At 30.5% G+C, this 24,312-nt stretch carries 18 protein-coding genes; 2 read left to right on the forward strand and 16 right to left on the reverse strand.

The features are described 5' to 3' along the window. The first annotated feature begins 70 nt into the window (after positions 1–70). A complete protein-coding gene (locus C8N26_RS09695) occupies positions 71–397 on the forward strand; it encodes a DMT family transporter (RefSeq protein ID WP_028890927.1) in 327 nt (108 codons plus the stop codon). Between the two features lie 8 nt (positions 398–405). Then, positions 406–768, forward strand: a complete 363-nt coding sequence (locus tag C8N26_RS09700) for a DUF2200 domain-containing protein (RefSeq protein ID WP_120187108.1) — start codon at positions 406–408, stop codon at positions 766–768. A 26-nt stretch (positions 769–794) separates the two neighbouring features. Here C8N26_RS09700 and C8N26_RS09705 read toward each other — a convergent pair whose 3' ends face one another. The 16 genes from C8N26_RS09705 to C8N26_RS09780 form a co-directional block, all read right to left on the reverse strand. After that, positions 795–3,203, reverse strand: a complete 2,409-nt coding sequence (locus C8N26_RS09705) for a hypothetical protein (protein WP_120187109.1) — start codon at positions 3,201–3,203, stop codon at positions 795–797. 81 nt (positions 3,204–3,284) lie between these two features. Next, positions 3,285–4,136 carry an NADAR family protein gene (locus C8N26_RS09710; protein ID WP_211327800.1) on the reverse strand — a complete coding sequence of 284 codons (852 nt, stop codon included), beginning with the start codon at positions 4,134–4,136 and terminating at the stop codon, positions 3,285–3,287. A gap of 72 nt (positions 4,137–4,208) precedes the next feature. Beyond that, on the reverse strand, positions 4,209–4,694 hold the full coding sequence (locus C8N26_RS09715; protein WP_120187110.1) for a hypothetical protein: 486 nt from the start codon (positions 4,692–4,694) through the stop codon (positions 4,209–4,211). Positions 4,695–4,841: 147 nt separating this feature from the next. Continuing rightward, positions 4,842–5,390 (reverse strand): hypothetical protein, encoded by a 549-nt coding sequence (locus C8N26_RS09720; RefSeq protein ID WP_170141644.1) that lies wholly within the window; start codon positions 5,388–5,390, stop codon positions 4,842–4,844. A 102-nt stretch (positions 5,391–5,492) separates the two neighbouring features. Next, entirely contained in the window at positions 5,493–5,921 is a 429-nt protein-coding gene (locus C8N26_RS09725) for a hypothetical protein (RefSeq protein ID WP_120187112.1), read from the reverse strand. A gap of 2 nt (positions 5,922–5,923) precedes the next feature. After that, the gene (locus tag C8N26_RS09730; RefSeq protein ID WP_120187113.1) at positions 5,924–6,766 is read right to left on the reverse strand and encodes a hypothetical protein; all 843 of its coding nucleotides are present in this window, start codon (positions 6,764–6,766) and stop codon (positions 5,924–5,926) included. 15 nt (positions 6,767–6,781) lie between these two features. Further along, the gene (locus C8N26_RS09735; RefSeq protein WP_120187114.1) at positions 6,782–7,312 is read right to left on the reverse strand and encodes a hypothetical protein; all 531 of its coding nucleotides are present in this window, start codon (positions 7,310–7,312) and stop codon (positions 6,782–6,784) included. Between the two features lie 9 nt (positions 7,313–7,321). Next, a complete protein-coding gene (locus C8N26_RS09740; RefSeq protein WP_120187115.1) occupies positions 7,322–7,864 on the reverse strand; it encodes a hypothetical protein in 543 nt (180 codons plus the stop codon). Positions 7,865–7,873: 9 nt separating this feature from the next. Then, entirely contained in the window at positions 7,874–8,413 is a 540-nt protein-coding gene (locus tag C8N26_RS09745) for a hypothetical protein (RefSeq protein WP_120187116.1), read from the reverse strand. Positions 8,414–8,426: 13 nt separating this feature from the next. Next, positions 8,427–13,250: a hypothetical protein gene (locus tag C8N26_RS09750; RefSeq protein ID WP_147418498.1), complete on the reverse strand. Its 4,824-nt coding sequence runs from the start codon at positions 13,248–13,250 to the stop codon at positions 8,427–8,429. Between the two features lie 21 nt (positions 13,251–13,271). Next, a complete protein-coding gene (locus tag C8N26_RS09755) occupies positions 13,272–13,718 on the reverse strand; it encodes a hypothetical protein (protein WP_120187118.1) in 447 nt (148 codons plus the stop codon). Positions 13,719–13,725: 7 nt separating this feature from the next. Beyond that, positions 13,726–14,130, reverse strand: a complete 405-nt coding sequence (locus C8N26_RS09760; RefSeq protein ID WP_120187119.1) for a hypothetical protein — start codon at positions 14,128–14,130, stop codon at positions 13,726–13,728. A 50-nt stretch (positions 14,131–14,180) separates the two neighbouring features. Further along, positions 14,181–14,624 carry a hypothetical protein gene (locus C8N26_RS09765; protein WP_120187120.1) on the reverse strand — a complete coding sequence of 148 codons (444 nt, stop codon included), beginning with the start codon at positions 14,622–14,624 and terminating at the stop codon, positions 14,181–14,183. Between the two features lie 2 nt (positions 14,625–14,626). Next, the gene (locus C8N26_RS09770) at positions 14,627–17,851 is read right to left on the reverse strand and encodes a hypothetical protein (protein WP_120187121.1); all 3,225 of its coding nucleotides are present in this window, start codon (positions 17,849–17,851) and stop codon (positions 14,627–14,629) included. A 1-nt stretch (position 17,852) separates the two neighbouring features. Beyond that, positions 17,853–19,217 (reverse strand): PKD domain-containing protein, encoded by a 1,365-nt coding sequence (locus C8N26_RS09775; RefSeq protein ID WP_120187122.1) that lies wholly within the window; start codon positions 19,215–19,217, stop codon positions 17,853–17,855. A gap of 4 nt (positions 19,218–19,221) precedes the next feature. Continuing rightward, the gene (locus C8N26_RS09780; protein WP_120187123.1) at positions 19,222–24,309 is read right to left on the reverse strand and encodes a T9SS type A sorting domain-containing protein; all 5,088 of its coding nucleotides are present in this window, start codon (positions 24,307–24,309) and stop codon (positions 19,222–19,224) included. Between the last annotated feature and the right edge of the window lie 3 nt (positions 24,310–24,312).

A 24,312-nucleotide genomic window follows, 5' to 3' on the forward strand; every position in this document is an offset into this window, starting at 1 on the left:
TTAATTTGTATTTAATAATTAATTACTTTGGTTTCGTCAGTAATAAATTTATTGTTTTTTCTTAACAAAAATGAATTGGATTTTATTAATTATTGCAGGACTTTTTGAAGTCGCATTTGCCGCTTGCCTAGGAAAGGCGAAAGAAACTACAGGAGTAGAAGCTACGTATTGGTATATTGGGTTTTTAGTTTGTTTATCAATAAGTATGTTGCTCCTTATAAAAGTTACGCAAGAGCTACCTATTGGAACTGCTTATGCTGTTTGGACAGGTATAGGCGCTGTTGGAACGGTACTTGTAGGAATTTTAGTTTTTAAAGAACCTGCCACGTTTTGGCGACTCATTTTTATTAGTACCTTAATTATGTCAATCATAGGACTCAAAGTAGTTTCTCATTAACTTAAAATATGAAAACAACACCAAAACACGACGAAAAAATAGCTAAAATGACTTTCTCTTCTGTTTATCCTCACTATGTTACTAAAATTGGGAAAAAGGATAGAACAAAAAAGGAATTACACCAAGTAATTGAATGGTTAACTGGTTTTAATGATGAAAAAATAAACGAATTGATTGATCGAAACGTTACTTTTAAAACTTTCTTTGAAGAAGCTACTCTAAATTCTAATGCTAATTTAATTACTGGTGTTATTTGTGGCTATAGGATTGAAGAAATAGAAACTCCACTAACTAAACAAGTCCGTTATTTAGATAAACTTGTTGATGAATTAGCTAAAGGACGTAAAATGGAGAAAATTTTACGCACATAATATAATTTCTTTCATCCTTTTTATTCTTACTTTCTATGTATTCCTAAAGCTTTTTTATGATAGAATTTAGCAAATTCTAAAGCTAAAAAGTTTTCAATTTCCTGTTCTGTTTTCTTTTCTTCTATCATTTTAAAAATGGTTGATATATGATTATTTTTAAACTCATTGAGGATTCCATTATTAGTCACAACATCCTGATATGTTAACTTTTGCAGTTCTGACTGCATCCATTGATGTGCCTCCATTTTTATTTTTCTAGTCTTTAAATCTTTTTTATCACTTTTAGATATAAAGTTTCCACTTTTCACTTCTTGCTTCATCAAGTGTAGTAAACGATTATAACTAGCTTTTACTTCTTCATCTAGTAAGACTGCTTGATCGTAAAGCTTCTTTAAACTTTTAAACGCTAACTTATGATACGTATCTATAAAATCTTTGTGTTTATATAAATAGTCTAAATAATTTACTGCTGCCTTCTTATAATGTTTATTACTTACATTTTCATTATTTACAACATCTTTTTCTAACAAACTTAAATCGTTTCTTACTTTTTCTATATTTTTTATACTTGCAAAAACAGGATTATCTACTAACTGCTTAATCTCTGAGGTAATTTTAGAGTGTTCTCCACTAAAAGTATGCTCTTTATACGAGAATGAAAATTCTTTTACTTTTTTGTTTCTTTCTCTTTTTTCAAATCTGAATTTCGGTTTTTTCAAGCCAAAGCTATAACTATAACCAAAAGTTACAGTTAATTCACTTAGTTTTTCTTGCTGTGTGGCTTCTCTGAATAACTGTATTGCATTTAAATTTAAATTATGGTTTTGTGCAATAGTTGTAGAAGCACTTGCCCTAAAATTTAAAACATTACTTGTAATTTCTTTGTTTACATTATTATTATACGAAGCTCCTAGAGTGGTATTTAATATGTTTTTAAAAAACAGTTTATTTATATTTAACGAGGTGCCGTATGCTTTGCTATCATCTCTACCAATATCGCTATAGTTATAGTTAAGTGAAGGTGAAATTGTTAGCGCTTTTTCAGGAAAACCAATGGTATAAACAGCATTCCCATTATGAAAATTATTAGCTTGTCCTATACGTATTATCCCATTTTCTTTATTTGCTGAAGATGCTAAAGAATAGTTTAAATTAAGATTCTGTGTAATATTTTTCTTTTTAGCCAACATCCAATTCAAGTTTACATTGGCATTCTGTGACAGTTGCTTAAAATTTAATGCTTCTTGTTCTTCATCTGTTAAATCATTGTCGTTAATATCATCAAACTGATTTAAACTTTTGTTCGTAAACGTGGTGAAATTAGAATACATCCCTGATAAAGTAATCGCATCTGTCATTTGATACGTTGCATTAACGCTCCCTATATTTCTTCCTGTAGATTGTGCTTTTTGATTGTTTAAATTATCTCTTTGGTATCCTATATTAAACGATAAGTTCAACTTATTTTTAAATAATAATCGAGCCATATTTAATGTGATATTCTCAAAATCATTATTAAAATAATAGGCACCTAAGGTTTCATAATTAGGATCAATACGTTCATAGCCCAAACCTACTTTCATTTGTCCTAATTTTACATCTAAATCTGCTTTAATCGCATTGTAATACTCGGTTGATGTACGATTGTTAAATAAAAAACCTGCTAAATTGTTAGAGGTATTACTACTTTTATCTGCTCTTAAATCTTGTGTAATGGCAGTTGATGCGTATTCTGCTCTTATGGTGTATTTTTTTGCAATAGTGGTTTCTCCCGTAAGACTTATCACTAAATTTTCTTTGGGCTTGATATTTCTTTCTTCTGGTATTGCTGCAATAGAGTTTTCTGCATCCTTTGCATAAAAACCTATTAGTCCTAACTTATAATTTGGTTTTTCCCAAGCTACTCTTGCTCCATATCCTGTGCGCTCAAAAGCTGGTAAAGTTTGCGGATTTCCGTCATCTTCTGTTGCTTTTAATAAACGTCCATACATGGCACTAAACTTTATTGGCTTGTTAGGAGTTAATTCAATACCCCCACCTGTAAATTGATGCCCGTTTAAGGTATAAGGAGAAAAATTCATGGTAACATCTCCTATATGCGCTTGTACCCATTTGTATTTTGGGTGTAAGCTCAACCTGTTAAATTTAAAAGGTAATTGATAGTCAAAGTTATCTCCCTGATTAGAAAAACTATAGGTAAAAGGGATGTTAAAACTTAACCAACTTACATTCACAGTTCCTTGTAAAAAATACGTAAACGGAATACGTGCATTACGGGTATTTGCATTGTAATACACCATATTGGCATTAACATTCCCGCTTACTTTAACCTTGGTAGATTTTGTAATGGACTCTATATCTAAATTTTGCGCTAAACTTATGCTACTTACTAAACATAGTAAGCTTACTAATATGTACTGTTTCCCCCTTTTCAATACTTCTTTTTCTTCTATTCAAATGTTCTCTTTACTCCAATCAGTTCACTCCTCCTATAATTAGACTGGCTACACAATTCATTAATAACTTCCTGCTATATCAACTCTAATTTTAGTTAAGATCTCCCCTAATAAGTTTTTCCCTTGCCAAGTTTCTCTTTTTTGTGCTCTTATATCGTTTTCTGCTAATCCAATGCCCCATATCTTATCATTGGGAGATGCTTCTACAATGGTTGTACCTGCTGTAGACAATAATTTATTTTTTAATTCTTCATCTTGTGTAAATTTTGCCTTATTTCCTTCATAAACAACTTTACTTCTATAATATTTCCATACTTCTTCATTAAACTCAGAAACATTTCGTCCTAATTCTTTAATTTTTCGAACATTGTTTGTCTTCATTATTTTTTTGGCTGAATCAACATCTAAAAAAATGATTGCTTTATGATACATCATAAACTGTTCAGCTGAAGAATATTCTTGATCAGGGTAAGGAAACTTATCTTGGAGTACATATTCTCGTTTATTTTTATTCATACATGCCCCTTCTATTAGACAAGTAGATGCCGTAAATTTTGATTTATGCCATTGAGAAAAAGGAGATTTGGTTTCCCAGAAAAAAGTAAACTTTTCATTTTCTTTAATTGCATGATAGTGCTCAACTAAAGGAGTTACATAATTAGTGTTTTCAGACGGTTCGCTATTTAATGCAAACTCAATTTGTTCTTCTAAAGTAATTCCCTCAATACCTCTTTGGTTGATTATAAATTCATAGTCACCAAGAATTGACTTCTTTTTTTCTTCCCGTGACATTTTCTTCCACTCTTCATCTTTTTTTTTCTCATTAAATAACCTGAATGAATCCATATACAATCTCAGCTCATCAGAAGAAAGTTTTGATATTTCCTCTTGTGTGTTTTTTTTGAACATCATAATTCTGTCCCTTATACAATTCCTTAACCTACAAAGTAGATCTACATTTTTTAGAGTTGCTATATAGACAACCTAATTATTCTCATTTTTTATTCTTTTCAAATATTCTTCTTTACTCCAATCTGCACCAGTACCCCAATATTTAGAAAATACTTCATCCATAATCTTATCAAAATTAGTTTCAAATTTCTTTGTCGATTGATACCACTCTGGAGTATAAATAGAATAAGGATCTAGACCACTCTCTACTTGCCAGCGCATTTGTTGATGTAATCTTCCCGACCAATAAATCACTCTATCAATAAAGGTTTTATCAATATAAGATTGTTTATTCAAATCAGGTCTTTTCTTCAAATATTCTTCTAATCCCTTTTTTCTTACCAATTCTAATTCTTCTACTACCATCTCGAATAAATCCTTTCTAGAATCAAATTGCATTACAGATAACAACAAGCTATTTAGTGAATTAATATAGTTTTCATCACTATTAAGGTTTATATATTTTAATTCATTTAATAACTCCTTAAAATCTCCAATTTTTATGTTCTTATCAACCATAATTAATAATTACTGTATTTGAATTAACTCAATAATAAGGTGTTTAATAATTTTCATAATTCTGTCATATTATTTACCATAATCAGAAATATCATTTATATAGCTGTTATTTTATATAATAATTCACCACAAGAAAATCAACTTAATCTATTCTTCTTTATTATATTCAGCTCCACGAGGATCATAACCGTATTTTCTTTTAAATTCTTCTGGAGTTTCTGGTTCACCCATATTACCATAAAATTTAGGTTCAGAATCTTCTCTAATTTTCTTCCAAATAGCAGCTTCTTTTGCTTTTTCTTCTTCCGTCATTGCAGCTTTTCGAGATTCTTCTTCTTTATATTGAAGTTCAATGTCTTTATCGAAAACCTGCCTTAGCTGTTCATGAGTAAACAACTCACTTACAGATAACCAAATTAAATTATCTCTATAACACAATACAAGATCATTAAGAATATGATTATCAAAATGTTCAGGTAAATTTCTAAAATCTATACCCTTACATTTTACATTTCTTTGACATCTGTAATTTTTAGCTTCTTGTGATAATTCAAATTTCTCAAAATCTAATTTTTGTTTTTTAGATAAATTTTGAAACACATTTTCAAACCCTTTATCATTAAAATCTTTTATATTTAATAACAAGAACATTTTATCTTTAGATAGCTCTTTTATATCAGTAAACATATTTATCATTTTCTATACTTATAAAGGTTTTAATCTTTGTTAAACCTTCCTTTATACATTTATGTCTTATTGTTTTCAAACTATGCTTATTTTTAACTTAATAGAACTATCTTAAACATCCTCACCCAATAAAGCTTCAAACTTCTTGTAATCTTCATAAGTAAATTCTCCTGTAAGAATAGGTTTGTAGAATGTTTCTAAATTTTCACGGATATAAAGCATTTCGCCTTTGTAATCATTTTTGTTAATTCTAGATTCAAAAGAGTTTGGAGAAAATTTTGAAATAGACATATTTTCAATAAATTTATCTATTAGACTAGGCTTAGTATATATTCTTGATAGACTAAGAAAATTACTAGAAACACCAATCCAAGGAAAATTAGATAGCATATTAATTTCAAGTATCCAATGTTCACTCTTATAAAATTTTTCATACTCCTCTTCGTCTCCTCCTATATCTTTGAAACCATACTTTGCTAAAAAGTCTTTAAATACTTCATCACAATCTTCAAAAAAAGTATTATAATCTAAATCCCACATAATTATTTTTTTACCATTAATCCATTATCTAATAAGGTATAGCCTTTAGACACCAAATAATCATATTCCATACTCATAAAGGTTTTAATCTTTGTTAAACCTTCCTTTATACATTTAGCCTTAAAAGGATTCTTATCACTCATATCATTTACCAAATTATATTGATTCCTAACCAACCTAGGGTCATGAATAAATCGTATATCACCACCATTGGCAATAACGTCATCGATATGAGGAGCATTAATTTCTTTCCAATATTTTGTGTTCATATCAATAACCTTCATATCTACCCATTCTGTTGGCATAGGTTTAAATAACCCTGTCATTTCAGACTCTTCAATACCTTGCCTTTTCAAAGCGTTGAATAATCTTTTTGTTCCCATAGAACCGCTGGGGTTTACTCTACCTATAATATTCAATTTTTTTCCTGCATTTTTAACAATGTCACCACCAAATTCTATTGGTTTAGAAAATGTTTTAAACACTTTAGCCCCCTTCTTAACTAAGTTTTTCCAATTAACATACCCACCAGCATTTTTGATCTCATCTACAATTACTTCCGCTGTTTTGTTTTTAGTTTTTAGATGTGTTGTTACAAAACTTAGCTCTTCTAAATTTGTTCTTAAAGCATCTTCTCCAACTGTATCAAACACCCACCAACTAGTAATAGTTTCAGGGTTCTCATCTATAGCTGTTACTAAAGCTTTCCCTATATCAGTGGTAACATCAATATCTTTTGTAAAGCGAGACCATTTGAGTTCACAGTCTGTTTGGGCAAAAGAAAAAACTACACTAAATATTGTTAGTAATACAACTAGTTTTCTTTTTAATTCTCTTATTTTCATTCAAATAACATTTTATTATTTCTCAGGAACTCTTTCAAGTATCAAATAACCTTCTTCATTTACAAAACTTTTAATATTTACATCTTTTAAAAACTTCACAAATCTTTCTTGTATTTCATCACTCTTAAAGTGAAGTCTAATGATTTCTCTTTCATATTTATGATCAAAAAATATGTTGCCAAAATTAAATATAGGGTCATCAATTCCTCCATAGAATATTTGTACAACATTAAGTACATCAAATCTATTTATAAACTTTCTTTTTTTTATTCCTTCTCTAATTCCTTCTATTGTTGGGAGTGCTTTTTTAGGTAACAATTTTTGCGGAAAAAACAAAGGGTGTATCTCTTCAAACTGCTTAGTTTCTTTTTCAATACGAAAAATAGCATGTCTTTCGGGAACAACACGATCATCATGCCCGTTTTCTTGTAATTCTTTCGTTGTTCTAATAACATACAAATACTTTTCATCTTGATAAGTATCTCCTATTATATCCTCTTCTATAAAAAAGTCTTTTAATAATATTTCTAACGCTTCAATTGTCATATTACCTCTTTAAGACTGCTTTGGAACTCTTGTTATAAATAACCAACCATCATCTGTTAACTCACAATCTACATTTATAACTTCAAGAAAAGATATAAGTTTATCTCTGACTTCTTCATCTTTAAACTGTAAACTAATAATATCTGTAGTCTCTCTTTTCAAATCTTCTAGAACTTTTCCAAAATTAAATTTTGAATCATCTTTTTCTTTAAATTTAATTTTACAAAAATTATACGTATCATTAAAATTTACATACTGCCTTTTTACAATACCTTTAGCAATACTATCAATAGTCCGTTCAACACGATTTTTATCATAATAATGTGAAGGTACATCCCTATTAGAAACCCTTTTAAACTCTTTATTTTTTTTATTTACTCTTATTGGACCAGGTCCTCCAACTTTTCCATACCTGTCATCAAAGTCTATCCCTCTTAATTTTTCTAATTTTGTAAATGCATAAATGTAGGTTTCATCTTCATAGGTATCGTATATGTATTCATCTTTTGGAATCATGTCCTTTAATAATATTCCTAGTTCTTCAATTGTCATATTACCTCTTTAAGACTGCTCCGGGACTCTTGTTATGACTAACCAACCATCATCTTCTACCTTACATTTTACATTGAGAACTTCTAAAAAGGAAATAAACTTATCTCTTAGTTCTTTTATTTTAAAATTAACCTTGATGAATTCTTTTTCAAACTTATAATCATAAAATACTTTTCCATAATCAAAATACTCATCCCTCTCTCCTTTATAATAGATTTCAACAAAACTTAACATATCCCCTTTATTTACATATTGTCTTTTTATAATCCCTTTAGCAATACTATCAATCGTAGGTTCAACATAATATTTTTTATGCAATTCCGAAGGCACATCCATAAAATGAATTCTTTTGAACTCTTTAGTTTGTTTATCCACTAATATTGGTCCTAGCCCCCCTACGATTGCATATCTATCATCATAATCTATACCTTTTAATGTCTTTAATTTAGTAAACACATATATATAATCCTTATCCTCATATGTCTTATAAATATATTTACCTTCTTCAATGATATCTTTTAATAATATTTCTAATTTCTCTATGGTCATAATCAAAACTTATTTATTTACATATTACACGTTTTGCACTTTGTAAGTTTGCTATTTTGGTTCTAATACTTACAGGTATATTTGGGCTTCTTTCCATGGTTTCCCATACCTTAAATAAAAGTGGATCCTTATTAAACTCTGATAATATTTCTACTTTATTATCAAACTCTCTTACAAATTGCTGTAATTTTGTATATGGTAATCCTTCTAAAGTATTAAGAAACTCTTTGGGCATGTTATCTACCCATACATGTATCTCTTTAGGTAAATCTCGTTTTAAAATATTTCTAGATATATATGTATGGTCTTTATATAAGATTTCAAATATTTCAGTAGAAATAAAATATTTATTTATAGTATTCTTATCATACCTTGCTCCGTTTTGTATATCGATAATTTCCCATTCCCTATTTGCCATTCTCCTAGCATTAAAAGCATGGTGTGAAGCAAATTCTTCTATCTCAGACTTTCTTATAGATCCTATAAGGATAACACTTTCTTGATGAATACCATTTAATTTTGTTATTAAATCATCAAAATTAAATGCTGTGCTAGTTTTTACATTATCAAACCCAAATACATCATTAATCAATTTATTTATCTCTTCTGGAGCAACACCTGCATGGTACTTTTTGGCTATTTCTTCAATAACTTCATTCGTACCTTTTGTAAATTCATTTTGGTATTTAACAGCACAAGTAAAACAATTGTGATTAAGCTTATTAGGATTATGAATATCTCTCAACGCCAGTAACTCATCTACTTGTAGTTTTATAATGTCTTCTCTAAGTCCTCCAACTAAACTAAGATATATTTCACCATCATCAAGGTTTTTAACAACACTTATGTTCTTAATTCCTTTAGAACCCGCTGTAGTTTCTACTAACACATTTTTAATGGTAGCTAGCTCTTCTGTATTTGTGATACCAGATGGTAAGAGTCTCTTGGAGTCTGAAAGTACTAATACATTACTTGAATTAAACTCCAAAGTTCCTAGGTTTACTTTTGAGCTTCCATTTGTATATACTAACGATGGCTTAAAATCAACCCCTGAAGCTTCTATATCAATAATAGTAGGGGCTCCTTTTTTAAACTCTGTTGCTAACTTTGTTCTAAATTTAAAATATGTTCTGTAGTTAATTAATTTTGAAACAGGATCTAATTTTTGCGGGTTTTTATACTTTAAAACATAAAGCATCTCATCTAATACCTTAATAACTTCTTCTTTTTTCGCCGTACTTTCAATCGCATGGAATGCATCAACTGCATTATTTAAGTTCTCAGATTTTAGTATTGTTCTATTTTGCTGAATTGCCCCAGCAAAGTTATCTATCGTATTGATAAATCCTTTACCAGCTCTTCCTAGCCCTATAATAGCGTCTGGTAAATCTTTTAAGCTATAAATAGCAAATGCTGCATCCCAATATGCTAACTCTTCTTGTAAACCAGTATCTATTAACTCTTGCCTATTTACCGTTACATAAATATCTATAAGATTTGCTGCAACCTCAACATTTACTACAAATGGGGCTAAACTTGCACCAAAAGTACTTGGGGCAGCAGCTATAGCTATAATATTTCCTACAACTCTAGCTACAGCCATATTCTGATCATCATCTACACTATCATCTAACCAATGAATAAATATTGCGGGTACTTTTAAACCTGTTCCTTTTTTGAATTGATGAGTTTTATATGAACTATCTTCTCTAAAATGTACATATACATATTCAAGTGGAGAATAACTATCTTTTATAATTTCGTGTCCATACCTATATAACTCTAAATTAATTTTATTATCGGTAAACTCAGTATCTAAGTAATAATTATCTCCTCTCTGTGCGCTTTTAATCCAACTTTCCCTGAAATATGGAATATAGTTATGTGATTTATTTATTGGTTTTATATACTTAACTTCATTATAATTTGTACCTGCTAAGTAATCAACTTCTGCATATTCTATAAAAGCCTCTTCATTGATTCCTGAAGTGTCTCCTAATTCTACTTTCCATGAACAAATAGTAAATACAAAATTTGCTAACTCTTCTACTTTTACAAAATTATCAAGCGCTGTAAAAGCATTTTTTAACACTTCTGGTTTTGATTCAAAAAACGCAACTAAGTCAGCCTGATCTTGTGACCTATTATCTAAATTTGAAATAATGCTAGCAAAAACTTTTTCTGTTTTGTTACCCCAATCGTCTTCTTTAGCATCAGATAATTTTGTAAGAATATCTGTTCTATGTTTTATTCTATCACTTTCTTTTTTATTTACATATTCAGTATATAAATTCAGAAAATCAGGAATAATATCTTCATCTAATCTCTTAATTGATTTCCAGAATAACTTATAATCATCTTGGGTTAAAGTAATTAAGGCATCCTTTTTATCTCCTTCTCTAACAAACTTTACAAGCTTTAATATTTGTTCGTCAAATTTATTCTCAACTCCTTTTCCTTTCTCATAGTGTGTTTCTCCATTAACTGATAGTAAAAGTTCTACAGCTGTCTCTCTTTGATTAGGGTTTATATAGTTCTTAATTTGTTCAGTAGTAAGCTGTTTTAAAATTTCATTAATTCTAACTGATTCTACAGCTACAAGAGATGGTGTAGTTACTTTAACAGTTGCTAATAAATTATGGAGCTCTTCAATTAAACTATCTCTTTCTTTAGAAAAAGAGTTAATTAAATCTATATAAGTCTCTTTTAACTTATCAATATTCAATTCTTTAAAAATATCTGTATAGCTTTTTCCTCCATACTTTTGTTTAAAAAACGATTTAAATAATTCTGGTTGTGCATTGTTTAAAACAGCATACTTTGCTAAAATTGCATGCTTATCTGTCCAACTAAAATCTTTTAATATTGGATTCACATATTCAGCTTGTAACTCAAATTGAGAGTTAAAAGGAATCTCTTTGTAAGTATACGACTTTGAAGGTTTTGGGTTTGATTTATAACCACTAAAAAACTTGGAAATACTGGTATAGTCATCTAGTAAATTAAACGTAATTTGTTCTCCTGTTTTAGGTGAAAAACTTAAATCCTGTCTAGGAATTTTAATCAACTGATAACCCGATTCTATTGTTCCGCTTAAATTATAAGGATCATTATACTTTGTAGTATAATGAGGAATCAGTGCGATTACTTTCCCTTCTTCAAACTTATTATAATCCTTTTCTTCTTTTTCCGTTCCGTAAAAATGACCATCTCCTAGAGATTTAAAACCTTTATATGTAAAGGTTAAATCTCCTTTTGCTATATCCGATAGTACGCTACTTCTTGTAACTTCTGCCTTAAAAGTAACATCATTTATATTAAATTTTATTAATGCTCCAACTGGATACTCAATAAACTTGTCAAAATTATCTAAACCAGTACTAAACGTAAGTTCTTTTACTCCTTTAGGTAGTGTTATATAACTACCATTAAGAGTCATAAAAGTAAGTGTCTTTTTATCTGAATTTACAAATTCTTTTGGAATACTTGAAACTACAGTACTTTGCCCCTCACTATCTCTATCAAAAACCCCTATACGTAGTTTAGGGTTATGTATGGCTTGCCAGTGTACAAAAGGAAGTTTTGTTCCGTCTTTATAATCAAGTAACCAATTGGTAGCTTTTTGCGCATATTGATAACTCTGTGAAGAGAAGGGGTGCTTTAACTGGAAGGCTCCGTGCCCTAACTCGTGAGCAGCAGTTAATGCTGCACAGTTTGCAGTTGAACAGTTGGTCGTATACACATACCCAAACTGTCTACCTAATGGCATTAAACCTTTTTCGCTAGAAGAAGAAGGTGTTTTATCTGTTACAATCAAATAATAAGCATCTTGCTGGTATTGTGGATGCTGCTTTAGCTTATTATTTATTTGACGTTGTTGTTCGGTATACTGAGCTGCAAAACCACTTTCTCCACTTTCTATAGTACCATTTGGAATTAAAGCTTCTAAATCGTCTTTAAAATCGTTAATTTCAGTAATGGTAAGGTTTACCATTGCTTGTTGATATATGTTTTGTAACGATTCTTTTATTGTATGTACATTAGTATTAGAGGTATTTACTACTACTACTTTTACGTTTTTAGGAGTTGCTTGATATTGTATAAATGCTCCTGCAACCTCGTACTTAGTTCCTTGTTTTACTAAAGCTTGGGTTTCTATTTCGGCATCATCAAAAACACCTTTTAATTGTAAGGTATAAGAAGTAGCTGTACTGTCTATTTTTGTAATCGCTACTCCTTCTTTTGTTTTAAAAACAATGTCTTGAGGTTTAATTTTGCTATCTGTAATAGCTAAATTCGCTACAATAGTTTCTGTATCGTTTTTTGCAACAGCTTTATAAGGAACATAATAATTGTTACCTAATTTTTTGTATAAATCTTTCGTAGCATTATGGCTACTTTCGTAAGTGTCAAATCCATATTTACTATTAGGTGCTTTTGTAAAGGTAACTAGTACCCCTTTGGCTGATATGGCAGTAGCTTGACCGTTGCTATTAACACCATTGGTGTTTTCAGGGTTGCTAGCACCTCCTTCGGCTACTGTTCCTTCGTTGCTAACATTTCCTTGTTCATCAACTGTCCAAACCTGTCCATTACTATCAGTAATTACAGTATCTTCACCCCCCAGTAATTCTACTACTTCTCCGTTTTCTCCTATAACTAATATATCTCCATTCGGATCTATCTGCACATCTGAAATAACAATAGTAAGAGTAGATAACTCTTGCCCGAAAACTATTCCTTGTGAAAGTAGAAATAGTAAGAGTGAAATTATATGTAAATTCTTTTTTAGCAAATTACTCGTCTCTATAATATTTAAAATAAATCTTTGAAACAATATTTTAAGAACAATAAACTTTTACACTATTTCTCCGTTTTCTAAATCTTTTCGTGTAATTATTGTTTTATCATTAACTAATAAGTATGCATCTAAATTTTCAGCCATTTCTATAAAAATTCTTAAATCTTCTAACCTTGGAGTTCGTGCAAATTGAATTTTAATGTAATTCAAATCTTCATAAAAAGTGACACCTATATTATAACTATCCTTTTTTTGATTAAATTCTGAATAACAAACACCTTTATTTAATGTTGATAAAATTTTATATTTTACCCTGTCAGAAAAGTCATTAATATTTTTAAGGGTTTCTTTGCCTTCTTTTGTATATTCATTCCAAATAAAAATATCTTGGTTGTTATCTATAAATTCAACCCATTTTTCATAATCTAAAGGTTCTAAATTTGTATTTGCTTTTGGTCTTTTATCTTTAGCAATTGTAAAACGTGTTCCTTTTGTAAATTTCATTTTTGTTCTATTTAATATAATCTTCTAGTGTTTTTATTTCAAAGTCTATATCTGGATATTCAGTTTTTAATTTATTTATCCATTCAGTCTTTAAATTGTCAGTAATATTAGCTTTTTTCATATAAATGTGAATTTCAGCTTTTTCAAAAAACATATTTAGCTTGTTATTAGGGTCTGACAGACCTTTACTACTTAAACCATCTCTTAAAAATTTAATATTCTTTTGGATAGAAGGGTATTTTAACCAAGTATCTACATTGGTTTGTATTGTAGTTTTCATTGAAACGGCAGTAGAAGCATCAATTACGTTTCCTTTCTTTATTCCCTTATAAAAATCAATTCCTTTTACATTAAAAGAAATTTCTCCTGTATGAAACCAACCTTTTGATTTAGTATAACGATATTTCTCCATAATGTCTTCAAAAAGCTTTCTTTCAAAAAATATTTGAGGATAGTAAACTTTTACACTATTTCTCCGTTGTCTAAATCTTCTCGTGTAATTATTTTTGTGCCATCAATTAATAAATAAGCTTCTAAGTATTCTGCCATTTCAATAAAAATTTCAACATCTCTTCTTTTAGGCTTGTTTTCAAACTTAATTATAATAATTCCAAATTCTTTATGGTAGAGAATTCGGGTTTCATAATATTCTTCTTTTTCGTTATAATTTGAATGAGCTTTAGTTTTACTTATACTGCTTAAAGGGACTCTAAAATTTTTAGGCACTTTATCCATATTTTCCCTAAGATGGATTCCACTTTTTGTGTTTTCATCCCAAATAAAGTAATCTTGATTATTGTCTATAAATTCAACCCATTTTTTGTAGTCAACTTTAATTTTAACATCGTTAACCCATTCGTATTTCTCTTTGGCTATTTCAATATTTCGTATTTTATTTAGTTTCATAATTATTTTATATATTCTTCTAATGATGATAAATTAAATTTTATTTCAGGGTGTTTTTGTTTTAAAACTTTTCCCCAAGTATTTTTAAGTACATCCGTAAATTTTTCTTTGGGAAAATAAATATGTATTTCTGCCTTATCATAAATAATAGTTTTGCCTTTTCCTGTAAAACCTTTTTCTACACCAAATTCTCGTTTTAATTCGTTTATATTCTTTTTAATAGCAGCGTGTTTTAGCCATTTATTGACATCTGTAACCGTTGTTGTTTTCATTGAAACGACAACACTGGCGAAAATTTTATCTTCTAATTCTGAAGCAACCTTATAAAAATCAATAGCTTCAAAATTTTTAGAAATATCACTGGTATGTTTCCAGCCATCTGCTTTTTTATATCTAAAATGTCCCATTATATCTTCAAAAAGCTTTCTTTCAAAAAATATTTGAGGATAGTAAGCTTTCCAAGCTTCTGCTATATCATCTAATTTTTTTGATAAGTTTTTAGCTAAAAACTCTGTTAAATTAGCACTTGTTGGAGTAAATTTTTTAACAGCACTTGCTAACCCTTCAACAAAGTCTGCTCCTTTTTTAATTTTACCCAAAGTGGCAAGACCTCCTGTACCAATTAATGTTCCAACTTCTACAACATCTTTTCCTGTTTGGTGTTCAATTTTATGTATTGTTTCTGTAGTATAAAGGTTTTTTCTGCTTTCATACCATTTTTTCATGGCTTCTGTAAAATCAAAATCAGAAAAAGCTTTGTTTATTTTTTCCCTAGTTTTTGGGTTGGTACTATAATCTACGGCTAAACTAATAAGCAAGGGAATGCTTTTAATTTCTTCGATAGCACCATCGATTAGACCTGCTTCTAATGGTTCAAAATGAAATTCATTACTGGCATAATTTTCAGCATCAGGATTCCAAATAGCTTCAGGCAATTGTATTTTGTTTAATGCTTCTTGGAAAAGGGTATTAATTTCTAAGACATTATTATAAATTACATTAATTATGTCTTCTGATGATTGTTCTTGTTTTAACAGGTTTAATAAAGCCTCTTTATGCAATTGTTGAACTTCTAAAAAATCTTTATTAGGTAAATTATCAAAGTAATCCCGAGCAAAGTTTACGGTATAACCTAAGTTTTCATTTTTTAAATCGTAATGAAAATAAATAATAATTCCTGTACTTGGGCTCACTGCTTTTTCTTTGGCTTCATTTATAGCTTCAATTGTAGAATTTGAATGTGTTACTATAATGTTGTACTGTTTTCCGTTATGAGTAAAATTATAATCACTTGCATCAGGAATATTATTGTTTGGGTCAGTTGTATTAATAGAAATTTCTCCATTTCCATCTAAACGTTTATGCGTAATAATAGTTTTTCCTTCTCCATAGCTAATAATTCCATCAAAAAAGGCGTCTGTTTTTATTTCTAAACTACCTTCTTTTCCTTTAACTCCAAACTTTTCTTGTAACTCTTTAAGGGCTTTACTAACTTGCTGTTGTGTTTCTTTACTTTCTTTTTCTAGTTTTTCAGCTTCTTCTTGTAGTTTTTCTTTTTCAGGACTTTCAGCTTTCTCTGCTTGCTGTTTTATTTCGTCTGCTTGGTTTTGTTGTTCTTCTGCTGCTTGTAGGTTTGTTGTAGCTTCGTTTAATTGAGTTAAAGCATCTTCTTTTTCTTCTTCTGATATTTTTCCATTTTCAAAAAGGGTACTAACAACATTTTCAATTTCATCAATCAAATTACTAATATCTTCTACCACAGCATCTACACTTTCTACATCTCCCCAAGTTGGGTCGTAGGTCGTTTTTACCACACCTTCTATCAATTGATAATCGGTATTGATACTTATAGCATCAAAGGTTACCGCTATTTTAGTATCCCCTAAATAAGGAACTACAATGTACCCTACTCCTGTAAAGGTTCCGTTTCCTCCTTGTACTTGTTTCACCGTTACAGGAAAATCACCTGCGGTGAAGGTTTCATTTATCCCTATATTTTTTAGTGGATCGTTATTATCAATTTGTATTTCTGGAATAATTCCGCAGTTATAACTACTCCCCATTTCGTCTTTTGCAGGCATGGTAAACTGACTCATATGACTGTATGAATAGTTTTGGTCAAAATCTGTCAGTTCATTACAAGTACCTCCAACTCGAAACATATATGTTTTTCCTGCTCGTAAATTACTTATTTGTGCTTGTGTGTTATAAGTATATATTTCAAACCATTCAGCATCGGGTATATCTGCTCTTTTATATTGTACATGGTATTTTTTATGGTCTGGGTGTCCTTGCCAAGTAAGTTTAACTCTATCTTTGGCTACTACTTCTGACAATACAAAAGTTGGTGGATAACAGGCATTGGTATAGGTAAAGTAATAAATTTCGCTATAACCCTCATTTTTAAAAATTGAGTTTTCACTAACTCCTGTAGTAGATTTGGCTTTTACTCGCCAACCATATCTTCTATTAGGTAATAAGGTAGGTTTCCCTATATTGTATAATAATGTTGTTGTATACGTAGTTTCTGAGTAATAGTTAGGCGATGCTAAAAAAGCTGCTTGCGGATTTATTTGCGTATCCCACAACTCTCGCAACTCAAATTCGTACGATACATTAGTAGCATTCATATGTCTTGGCGTCCATTGAAAAATAATATTCATCGGATCTTGCGCCACTATTTGATCTCCTTTATAAGGTAAATTTAAAAACGGTGGATCGTTTAGTAATAAATAAACATTTGAACAACCCGCTGTAGGATGATTTAATTGTTGATTTGTATATGCATCGTACACTTCCCAACAAAAGGAGTACATTCCTTCTGGCAAAGGTTTATTATACTGCTGAGGTGAAATACCTATTAAATTATTAGGTTGAAAGTAAGCAGCTAAATCTATATTTGTAAACTGCTGTAGTACTCCTCCATTCAAAATTACCTGCGAAGCTCCTGCAACAAAGTCTGTTGACTGAATATCAAAACCATTTCCTTTTATACGTAGCTTTAATCGTACTTGTTTGTTATTAGCTACCACATCGGTTAACAATAGGTTTAAACGAAACTTAACATCGCTTGCCGTTGCATAGTCACTTAATTTTGTTGAATATGGTGGAATAATGGTTTGCGTTACTTGTACTGGATAACGTTGCGCATATACTCCTACAACTAGAAGTAAGCAATAAAAAAATAATGCTTGTTTTAATCTATATTTTAATTTCGATAAATTCATTCTAAGGCAATTTTTGAACTTTAATATCACAAAGGATGTATGAATTACTTCCGTTATCTACAAACTCCTTTATTTTTATGGCTCCTTTTCTTCCATCAGCAGTTTGAAACAGTACAATTCTTGGTTTCATGGTACTATCAAAATGTAATAATCCGTTTGGAGTTTCCGTAATTGTTATAGTTTGTAAAGGAATGTCATTTTTCATTGCATCAAATTGAGCAACACTAAAACTTACCCCACAGCTACAGGTTTCTTGAGAGTTAATTAATTTCGTGTGTTGTGCATTAGGGATTGCTACAAAACCATTGGAACCTGCTTCGGTTGGTGACAGAAATTTATTATAGGTAAAACCATTACTAAGTCCCAGAAAAACGAGATCTATTTTAGATCCGTTTTCTTCAGTAACTTCATTTGCAGTAACTGTTTTTCTTAATTCTGTTGAAAAAAAAGCTCCTACATTATTGTTACTATGAGCAGAGTTAATTCCTAACTTAACATCTGTAAATGTTCTTAAATTTGTATTTGGTTTAACCTGTATAGTTTTTGTTATTGTTTTTTCTGCCTTCCCATTAGAAGCAATCAACTTAATTGTATATATCCCTACATTTTGAAAAGTAATCTCTGGATTTTCTTCTATACTGTTACTAGCTGTTCCACCTTCAAAAGCCCATTGATAACTTAAGGCATCGGTTGTTTTATTTTGTAAGGTAATAGTTACTGGAGCTTGATAATCATCATCAAAAAAATCGACTTCCCAATCAAAGTCTATATCTATATCAGGTAAAACTGTTATGATTTCTTCTTTGGTTATTGTTTCAAAACCGTTTGACACCGCAACTTGTATACGGTGTTTTCCTGGTTCTTCAAATACTATATTTGTAGGATTTTTATCTGTTGACTTTGCTGGTTTTCCTCCTTCAAAAGTCCATTGATAGGTTAAGTTTTCTCCAACTGTATTATTTGTTAATTTAACTTCTACTGGAGGATAACTACTTTTTATTATTTCAGTTGAGAACTGTATATCTATTCCTTCTACAACTGTAATCTCTTTTGTTAACGTTTCTTCCAAACCGTCAACATTAGAGGCTTTTAAGGTTATTGTGTATGTTCCTGCTTTCGTATATTCAATACCTCCTGGGTTTTTATCAGTTGAAGAAGTAACTGTGGCTCCTTCAAAAGTCCATTCGTAAGTATCTGCTCCTTCAGTTTTGTTTCGAATACTTATTTGTACAGGTACTGATTCATCTTCATTAACAAAAGAAGTTTCAAAATCCGCTTTTATAAAAATTGGAGTTTCTTTATAACATGCAGTTATTACAAAAACTACTGCTAGTAAAATATATGTATAGCTATAAAATTTCTTCATTCTTTTAATCTACAATCATTCTTTTTACCTGTGTTTGCTTTGCTGTTTCTAACACCACAACATACATTCCTGAAGCTAAATTCATTGTAAACGGAATACTATATTCTTCTAATGTCTGATTGGGTATATGCTTTGTTATAAATTGTCCTTGTGTGTTAAAAATACGGAGAGAAATAGGAGTTGCTTCTACTAAATCTATGTTAACAGTAAAATTTCCATCATTTGGGTTAGGAGAAACACTAAACGCTTCAATAAATGGAGTTTCTGTATCTCCTGGGTCGACTAAACTACTTTCCTCTTCAACTACTACTTTTTTGTATATTTCTTGTACACAATCGCCAACTTTTGTTAATAATCCAACTTCATAGGTTCCTTCTTTAGAAAAACTAAGAACTACTGTATTTTCCTTTTCTTCTACTACTTTTGCTTCTTCTGGCAACATCCATTCAAAAGATTCAGGAGTAGGATTACTTGTATGAAACACAACCACTTCTTCATTAATATACGCTTGTGACGACATTAAAAACTCAGCGTTTATTTCTTGGCTGCTGTAATTAATTGTTATAGTATCAGTAGCCACACAACCTAATGAAGATGTTACAGTGACAGTATAAATACCCTCTTCTGTTATGGTTATTGATGCTTCATTTGAGCTAAACCCATTACTTGATACCCAACTATATGTTACATTTTCATCATCAATACTGGCGTCTAAAACATAGGTTTGATCTATACATAAGGTTTTGTCACTCCCCAAGTCTATAATTAATTTTTCAGGGTTTTCTAATTTTACTTCTGCAAAAGCTTTACATCCATTGGCATCTGTTAATGAAAATTTATAGGTTCCTTCTACTAAGTTCAATAAACTTGTAGCTTTTTCTCCTGTTTCCCATTTATAAGTATATGGTGCTTCTCCTCCTGAAATATCTAAAGAAATGGCTCCATCATTTGCACCATAACAAGTAGGATTCTTTTTATTTACTTCAATTTTTAATCCTCCAGGTTGTCCGATTGTAATACTTCCTGTTACTTCACAACCTCTAGCATCAGTAACAAATACCAAATGGTTTCCTGCTATTAAATGTTCTGCTGTTGCTGTTGTTGCTCCATTAGACCACTGTATATTATAAGGAGGTATTCCTCCTGAAATAGCTACAGTTGCTGTTCCATCATTTCCTGTATCACAAGAAATTTCTGTAGCAGATAACGATAATGCTAGTAATTCTGGTTCTTCAAAGCTAAACAATACATCTGATGGATTGATTAACTGTAAACTTTCATAAACACCTATTATAACTCCTCTGCTATCTTCTACATTTAAAGCGTATTCACCTGTTGATAAATTAGTAGCTATTGGATTGTTTTGATTCAAATCTTCATATACTCCACTACTATTTTTCTTTTTCCAATAATATATGTACGATTGCCCTGCACTAAAAGGTAAACCTCCAGTTACACTCGCCTTCAAAGCCCCATCGGCATAAGGATTGTTAAATTTATTATTCTGATTACATGAAATAGGATTTTCAATACTAATAGTAGCTTCTATAGGATCGTATAAAATAAACTCTTCTTCTATATGGGTACACCCTTCTTTTGTAGTAGCTGAAACATAATTTGCATCTTCAATCGTTAAGTGATACAACCCTTTTGGTATATTGTCTATTTTTATTTGAAATTTACCATTTACAATACTTGTTTCTGTTTGTTCATTAAGTATTGTTCCTTTTTCATCTTGCCAATAGTAAGTATAACTACCATCTGTAAAAGAGGTTCCTCCTTCTATCTCTGCTTGTATCCAACCATCAGATGCTCCTCCAGTAGAAGGCGTAGCAAAAGCTGTAAAATATATACTTATTGGATTCTCTGGTTGTTTTATTAAAATACTCCCCGTTACTTGACAACCTCTAGTATCTGTAACCGTTACACTATACTCTCCTTTTGTTAAGGAATTTATTTGTGCTACTTTGTTTCCTCTTTCCCACTCGATGTTATATGGAGGTATTCCTCCTTTAATGATTGCTTTTGCCCAACCATCACTACCTTCGTAACAATACACATCTTGCTTTTCAAAAGTTAATTCCAGCAATGGTGGTTCTTCAAAATTATATGTTACATCTGTTGGGGTTTCTAATACATTATTTTTATATACACCTAAAATAATTCCATTAGCATCTTTTATATTTACTGCATAATTTCCTGCATCTAAACCGCTTGCTATATTTGATGTTTGTGTAGTCAATATTGTCCATACTCCTGGACTTGTTTCTTTTTTCCAAGTATAGTAATAAGGTAAACCATTATTTTCATTGGGTTGTAGTTTTATTCCTCCTTCAGCTATTACTTCTAAAACGCCATCAGAAAAAGGGTCTCCGTAACTATTACTACTATTACATGAAATTGGTTTTCTTAATTCAATACTTGCTTTTAACGGTTCAGGATCTTCAATATAATATTCACTTTCTATTACAGTACACCCTTTTTTATCAACTGCTAAAGAGTAGTTTTTATCTTGAATTGTTAACTTATACGTTCCTTCACCAATATTATTGAGTGTTAATTCATAACTCCCAGCATTAAATCTTGCAGTTACCTGAGTATTTAAATTATTTCCATTCGCATCTTGCCATGTATAAGTATAAGAGCCATCGTTTAGAGGAGTACCGCCTGTTATTGTTGCTTTAATCCATCCGTTTGTAGCACCAGCGAATGTTGGTTCAAAAAAGTTATAATTTATATTAATAGGATTCTGAGGTTCTTCAATTGTTATTGTTTCTTGAACTTGACAACCTCTTTCATCAGTTACTTCAATAGTATAGTCTCCAGCTACTAGATTAGATATATCTTCTATAGTTTCTCCTGTATTCCAAGAGATGGTATAGTTCCCCGTTCCTCCTGTTATTGTTGCATTAATAGCTCCGTCAGTTCCTTTATGACAAAATACATCTTGTTTAGTGTATGTTATTTTTAATAATTCTGGCTGTTGTAGCTCGTATTCTACATCTGTTGGGTTGACTAATGTATTATTGTTATAACTTCCTATAATAATTCCATTAGCATCTTCAATATTAACTGCATATTCTCCTGCTTCTCTATTTTTAAGTACATTTCCTGTTTCTCCAGGTATGATTTGATAAATACCTGATGCTTCTTTCTTTTTCCATGTGTATTTATACTTGTACATACCTTGTATAAGTGGACTAAAAGGAACTCCTCCTGAAGCTATAGCTGTAAGTTCTCCATCACTAGATGGATCTCCATAAGTATTGCTACTATTACAAGAAATGAAATTAGTTTCTTCTATTTTCAACATTAACTTTGGTGGTTCTTGCAATACATACTCTGCATTTGCTACTGTACAACCTTCTTTATTTGTAGCACTGTTATAATTTGCATCTGTTATAGCTAGACTATATTTTCCTGCAATAGCATTTGTTAACGTTAAATACCAACCATCTGCATTTACAATATCACTAAAGGTATTCCATGTGGTGCCATTTTCGTGTTTCCACGTATAATTGTACTTCCCATTAGGTAATGGAGTTCCTCCTGTTATTTGTGCACGAATTTGTCCGTCAGAAAACCCAAAAGCAGTGGGTTGTTTTTCATATACGAAATCTATGTTTACAGGTGAATCTGGTTCATTAACTATTACGGGGTCTTTTTTTTCTTCTGCTAAACCAATAATATTTCCTGCTCCATCTCTTACGGGCACTTTAGCTATACAATCATTAGCATCTTTTATTTGAACAATATAATTTCCTTCTGGTTTTCCTGTGATAACTTCTGTAGCTTCTAATTTTCCGTTTGGAAAGGTTCCTATATAGGTTGCTAGGTTTGTAAATTCAATCCAATCACTTTCTTCTATAAGGCTAGTGTCTCCTTCATTTCGTAATAAATATTTATACTTTTCTCTATCTTGCCCTCCGCTAGCTTTAATAGTAATTGTGCCATCACTTCCTCCATGGCACCAAACACTAGTTGAAGTTGCTAAAAATTCGATGGGGTTAGGTTCTCTTATAGTAAAATTAATTTTATGGGTTGGAGATTCTGTATATGTATTCCATGTTTCTCCATTATAAGCTAAAATTCCAAAACCTATTACTTCTGCAATATAATCTCCTGGTGGTAATTCATTTTTAGTATATTGTTTATTTATAATATCATTTTCTACATTATCTGCATTATGCACAGAATTTTTTGTTATATTTTTGATGTCAATACTAAGTTTTTCATTTGCACTAGGATTTCTATCAAAATAAAAAGTTACACTTCCATCTGTTTCCTCATAACATGTAACCTCTTGTGGTGACACTTTACTAAAATGTGGTGCTGACTTTGATAACTTATAAAAAATCTCATCTTCTGATTCTTGAGAATTACAAGTAATGATTCTGAAATAGATTTTTTTACCTATATCTTCTACTTGCAAAAATGAAGACGGTTTTACCATAAATGAAGATTTTCCATTTGCATTGGTATGCGAAGGCATATCTACCCAATCATTAGTGTTGGGAGTACCACTAGCAACTACCTGATATTGCCAATTGTAAAATGTAGCAGGAAAACCTAGCGAATTATTATCTACAGAAACAAAAAAGTTATCGTCAAAACCGATTAATGTAGAAGGAGTTGGCTGAAATAAATTGATTACTGGTTTTATTTCGTATTCAAAATATACTGATGACTTAGCCCCTCCTTTCGTATCTTTATCCTTTAGACTACCTTCTAATGGACAGCCTCTCTCATCACTTATTACACTTGCACTTACTGATAGTGGAGACGTATCTCCTTTACCACCACAACAGTCATTTCTATTATATCTAGATTTAAAACGAACTTGAACAATTTTTTGAGGTCTTTTAATAGATAGTAATTCACTTACTGTAAGACTGTTCCTAGCTTTTCCTCTGTAAATTTCTTCTTCGGAACCATCTTCAAATTTTAAATAAATTCTTGTTCCTTCATCCGAATACACACCTCTGCTTCCCGAATCTCTTATATATTTATAATTCTTAACCGTAAACAAATACTCTTGTCCAAAACTTATAAAAGTCGTAAATAAAACTATAAATAATATTATCTTCCTCATCTT

Source organism: Tenacibaculum lutimaris, assembly GCF_003610735.1.
GTDB lineage: Bacteria > Bacteroidota > Bacteroidia > Flavobacteriales > Flavobacteriaceae > Polaribacter > Polaribacter lutimaris.

Excerpts from the sequence above, each read along its gene's own strand:
- C8N26_RS09695 (WP_028890927.1), top strand. The coding sequence starts at position 71 with ATGAATTGGATTTTATTAATTATTGCAGGACTTTTTGAAGTCGCATTT.
- C8N26_RS09700 (WP_120187108.1), top strand. The coding sequence starts at position 406 with ATGAAAACAACACCAAAACACGACGAAAAAATAGCTAAAATGACTTTC.
- C8N26_RS09710 (WP_211327800.1), bottom strand. The coding sequence starts at position 4,136 with ATGATGTTCAAAAAAAACACACAAGAGGAAATATCAAAACTTTCTTCT.
- C8N26_RS09715 (WP_120187110.1), bottom strand. The coding sequence starts at position 4,694 with ATGGTTGATAAGAACATAAAAATTGGAGATTTTAAGGAGTTATTAAAT.
- C8N26_RS09720 (WP_170141644.1), bottom strand. The coding sequence starts at position 5,390 with ATGATAAATATGTTTACTGATATAAAAGAGCTATCTAAAGATAAAATG.
- C8N26_RS09725 (WP_120187112.1), bottom strand. The coding sequence starts at position 5,921 with ATGTGGGATTTAGATTATAATACTTTTTTTGAAGATTGTGATGAAGTA.
- C8N26_RS09730 (WP_120187113.1), bottom strand. The coding sequence starts at position 6,766 with ATGAAAATAAGAGAATTAAAAAGAAAACTAGTTGTATTACTAACAATA.
- C8N26_RS09735 (WP_120187114.1), bottom strand. The coding sequence starts at position 7,312 with ATGACAATTGAAGCGTTAGAAATATTATTAAAAGACTTTTTTATAGAA.
- C8N26_RS09740 (WP_120187115.1), bottom strand. The coding sequence starts at position 7,864 with ATGACAATTGAAGAACTAGGAATATTATTAAAGGACATGATTCCAAAA.
- C8N26_RS09745 (WP_120187116.1), bottom strand. The coding sequence starts at position 8,413 with ATGACCATAGAGAAATTAGAAATATTATTAAAAGATATCATTGAAGAA.
- C8N26_RS09755 (WP_120187118.1), bottom strand. The coding sequence starts at position 13,718 with ATGAAATTTACAAAAGGAACACGTTTTACAATTGCTAAAGATAAAAGA.
- C8N26_RS09760 (WP_120187119.1), bottom strand. The coding sequence starts at position 14,130 with ATGGAGAAATATCGTTATACTAAATCAAAAGGTTGGTTTCATACAGGA.
- C8N26_RS09765 (WP_120187120.1), bottom strand. The coding sequence starts at position 14,624 with ATGAAACTAAATAAAATACGAAATATTGAAATAGCCAAAGAGAAATAC.
- C8N26_RS09770 (WP_120187121.1), bottom strand. The coding sequence starts at position 17,851 with ATGAATTTATCGAAATTAAAATATAGATTAAAACAAGCATTATTTTTT.
- C8N26_RS09775 (WP_120187122.1), bottom strand. The coding sequence starts at position 19,217 with ATGAAGAAATTTTATAGCTATACATATATTTTACTAGCAGTAGTTTTT.
- C8N26_RS09780 (WP_120187123.1), bottom strand. The coding sequence starts at position 24,309 with ATGAGGAAGATAATATTATTTATAGTTTTATTTACGACTTTTATAAGT.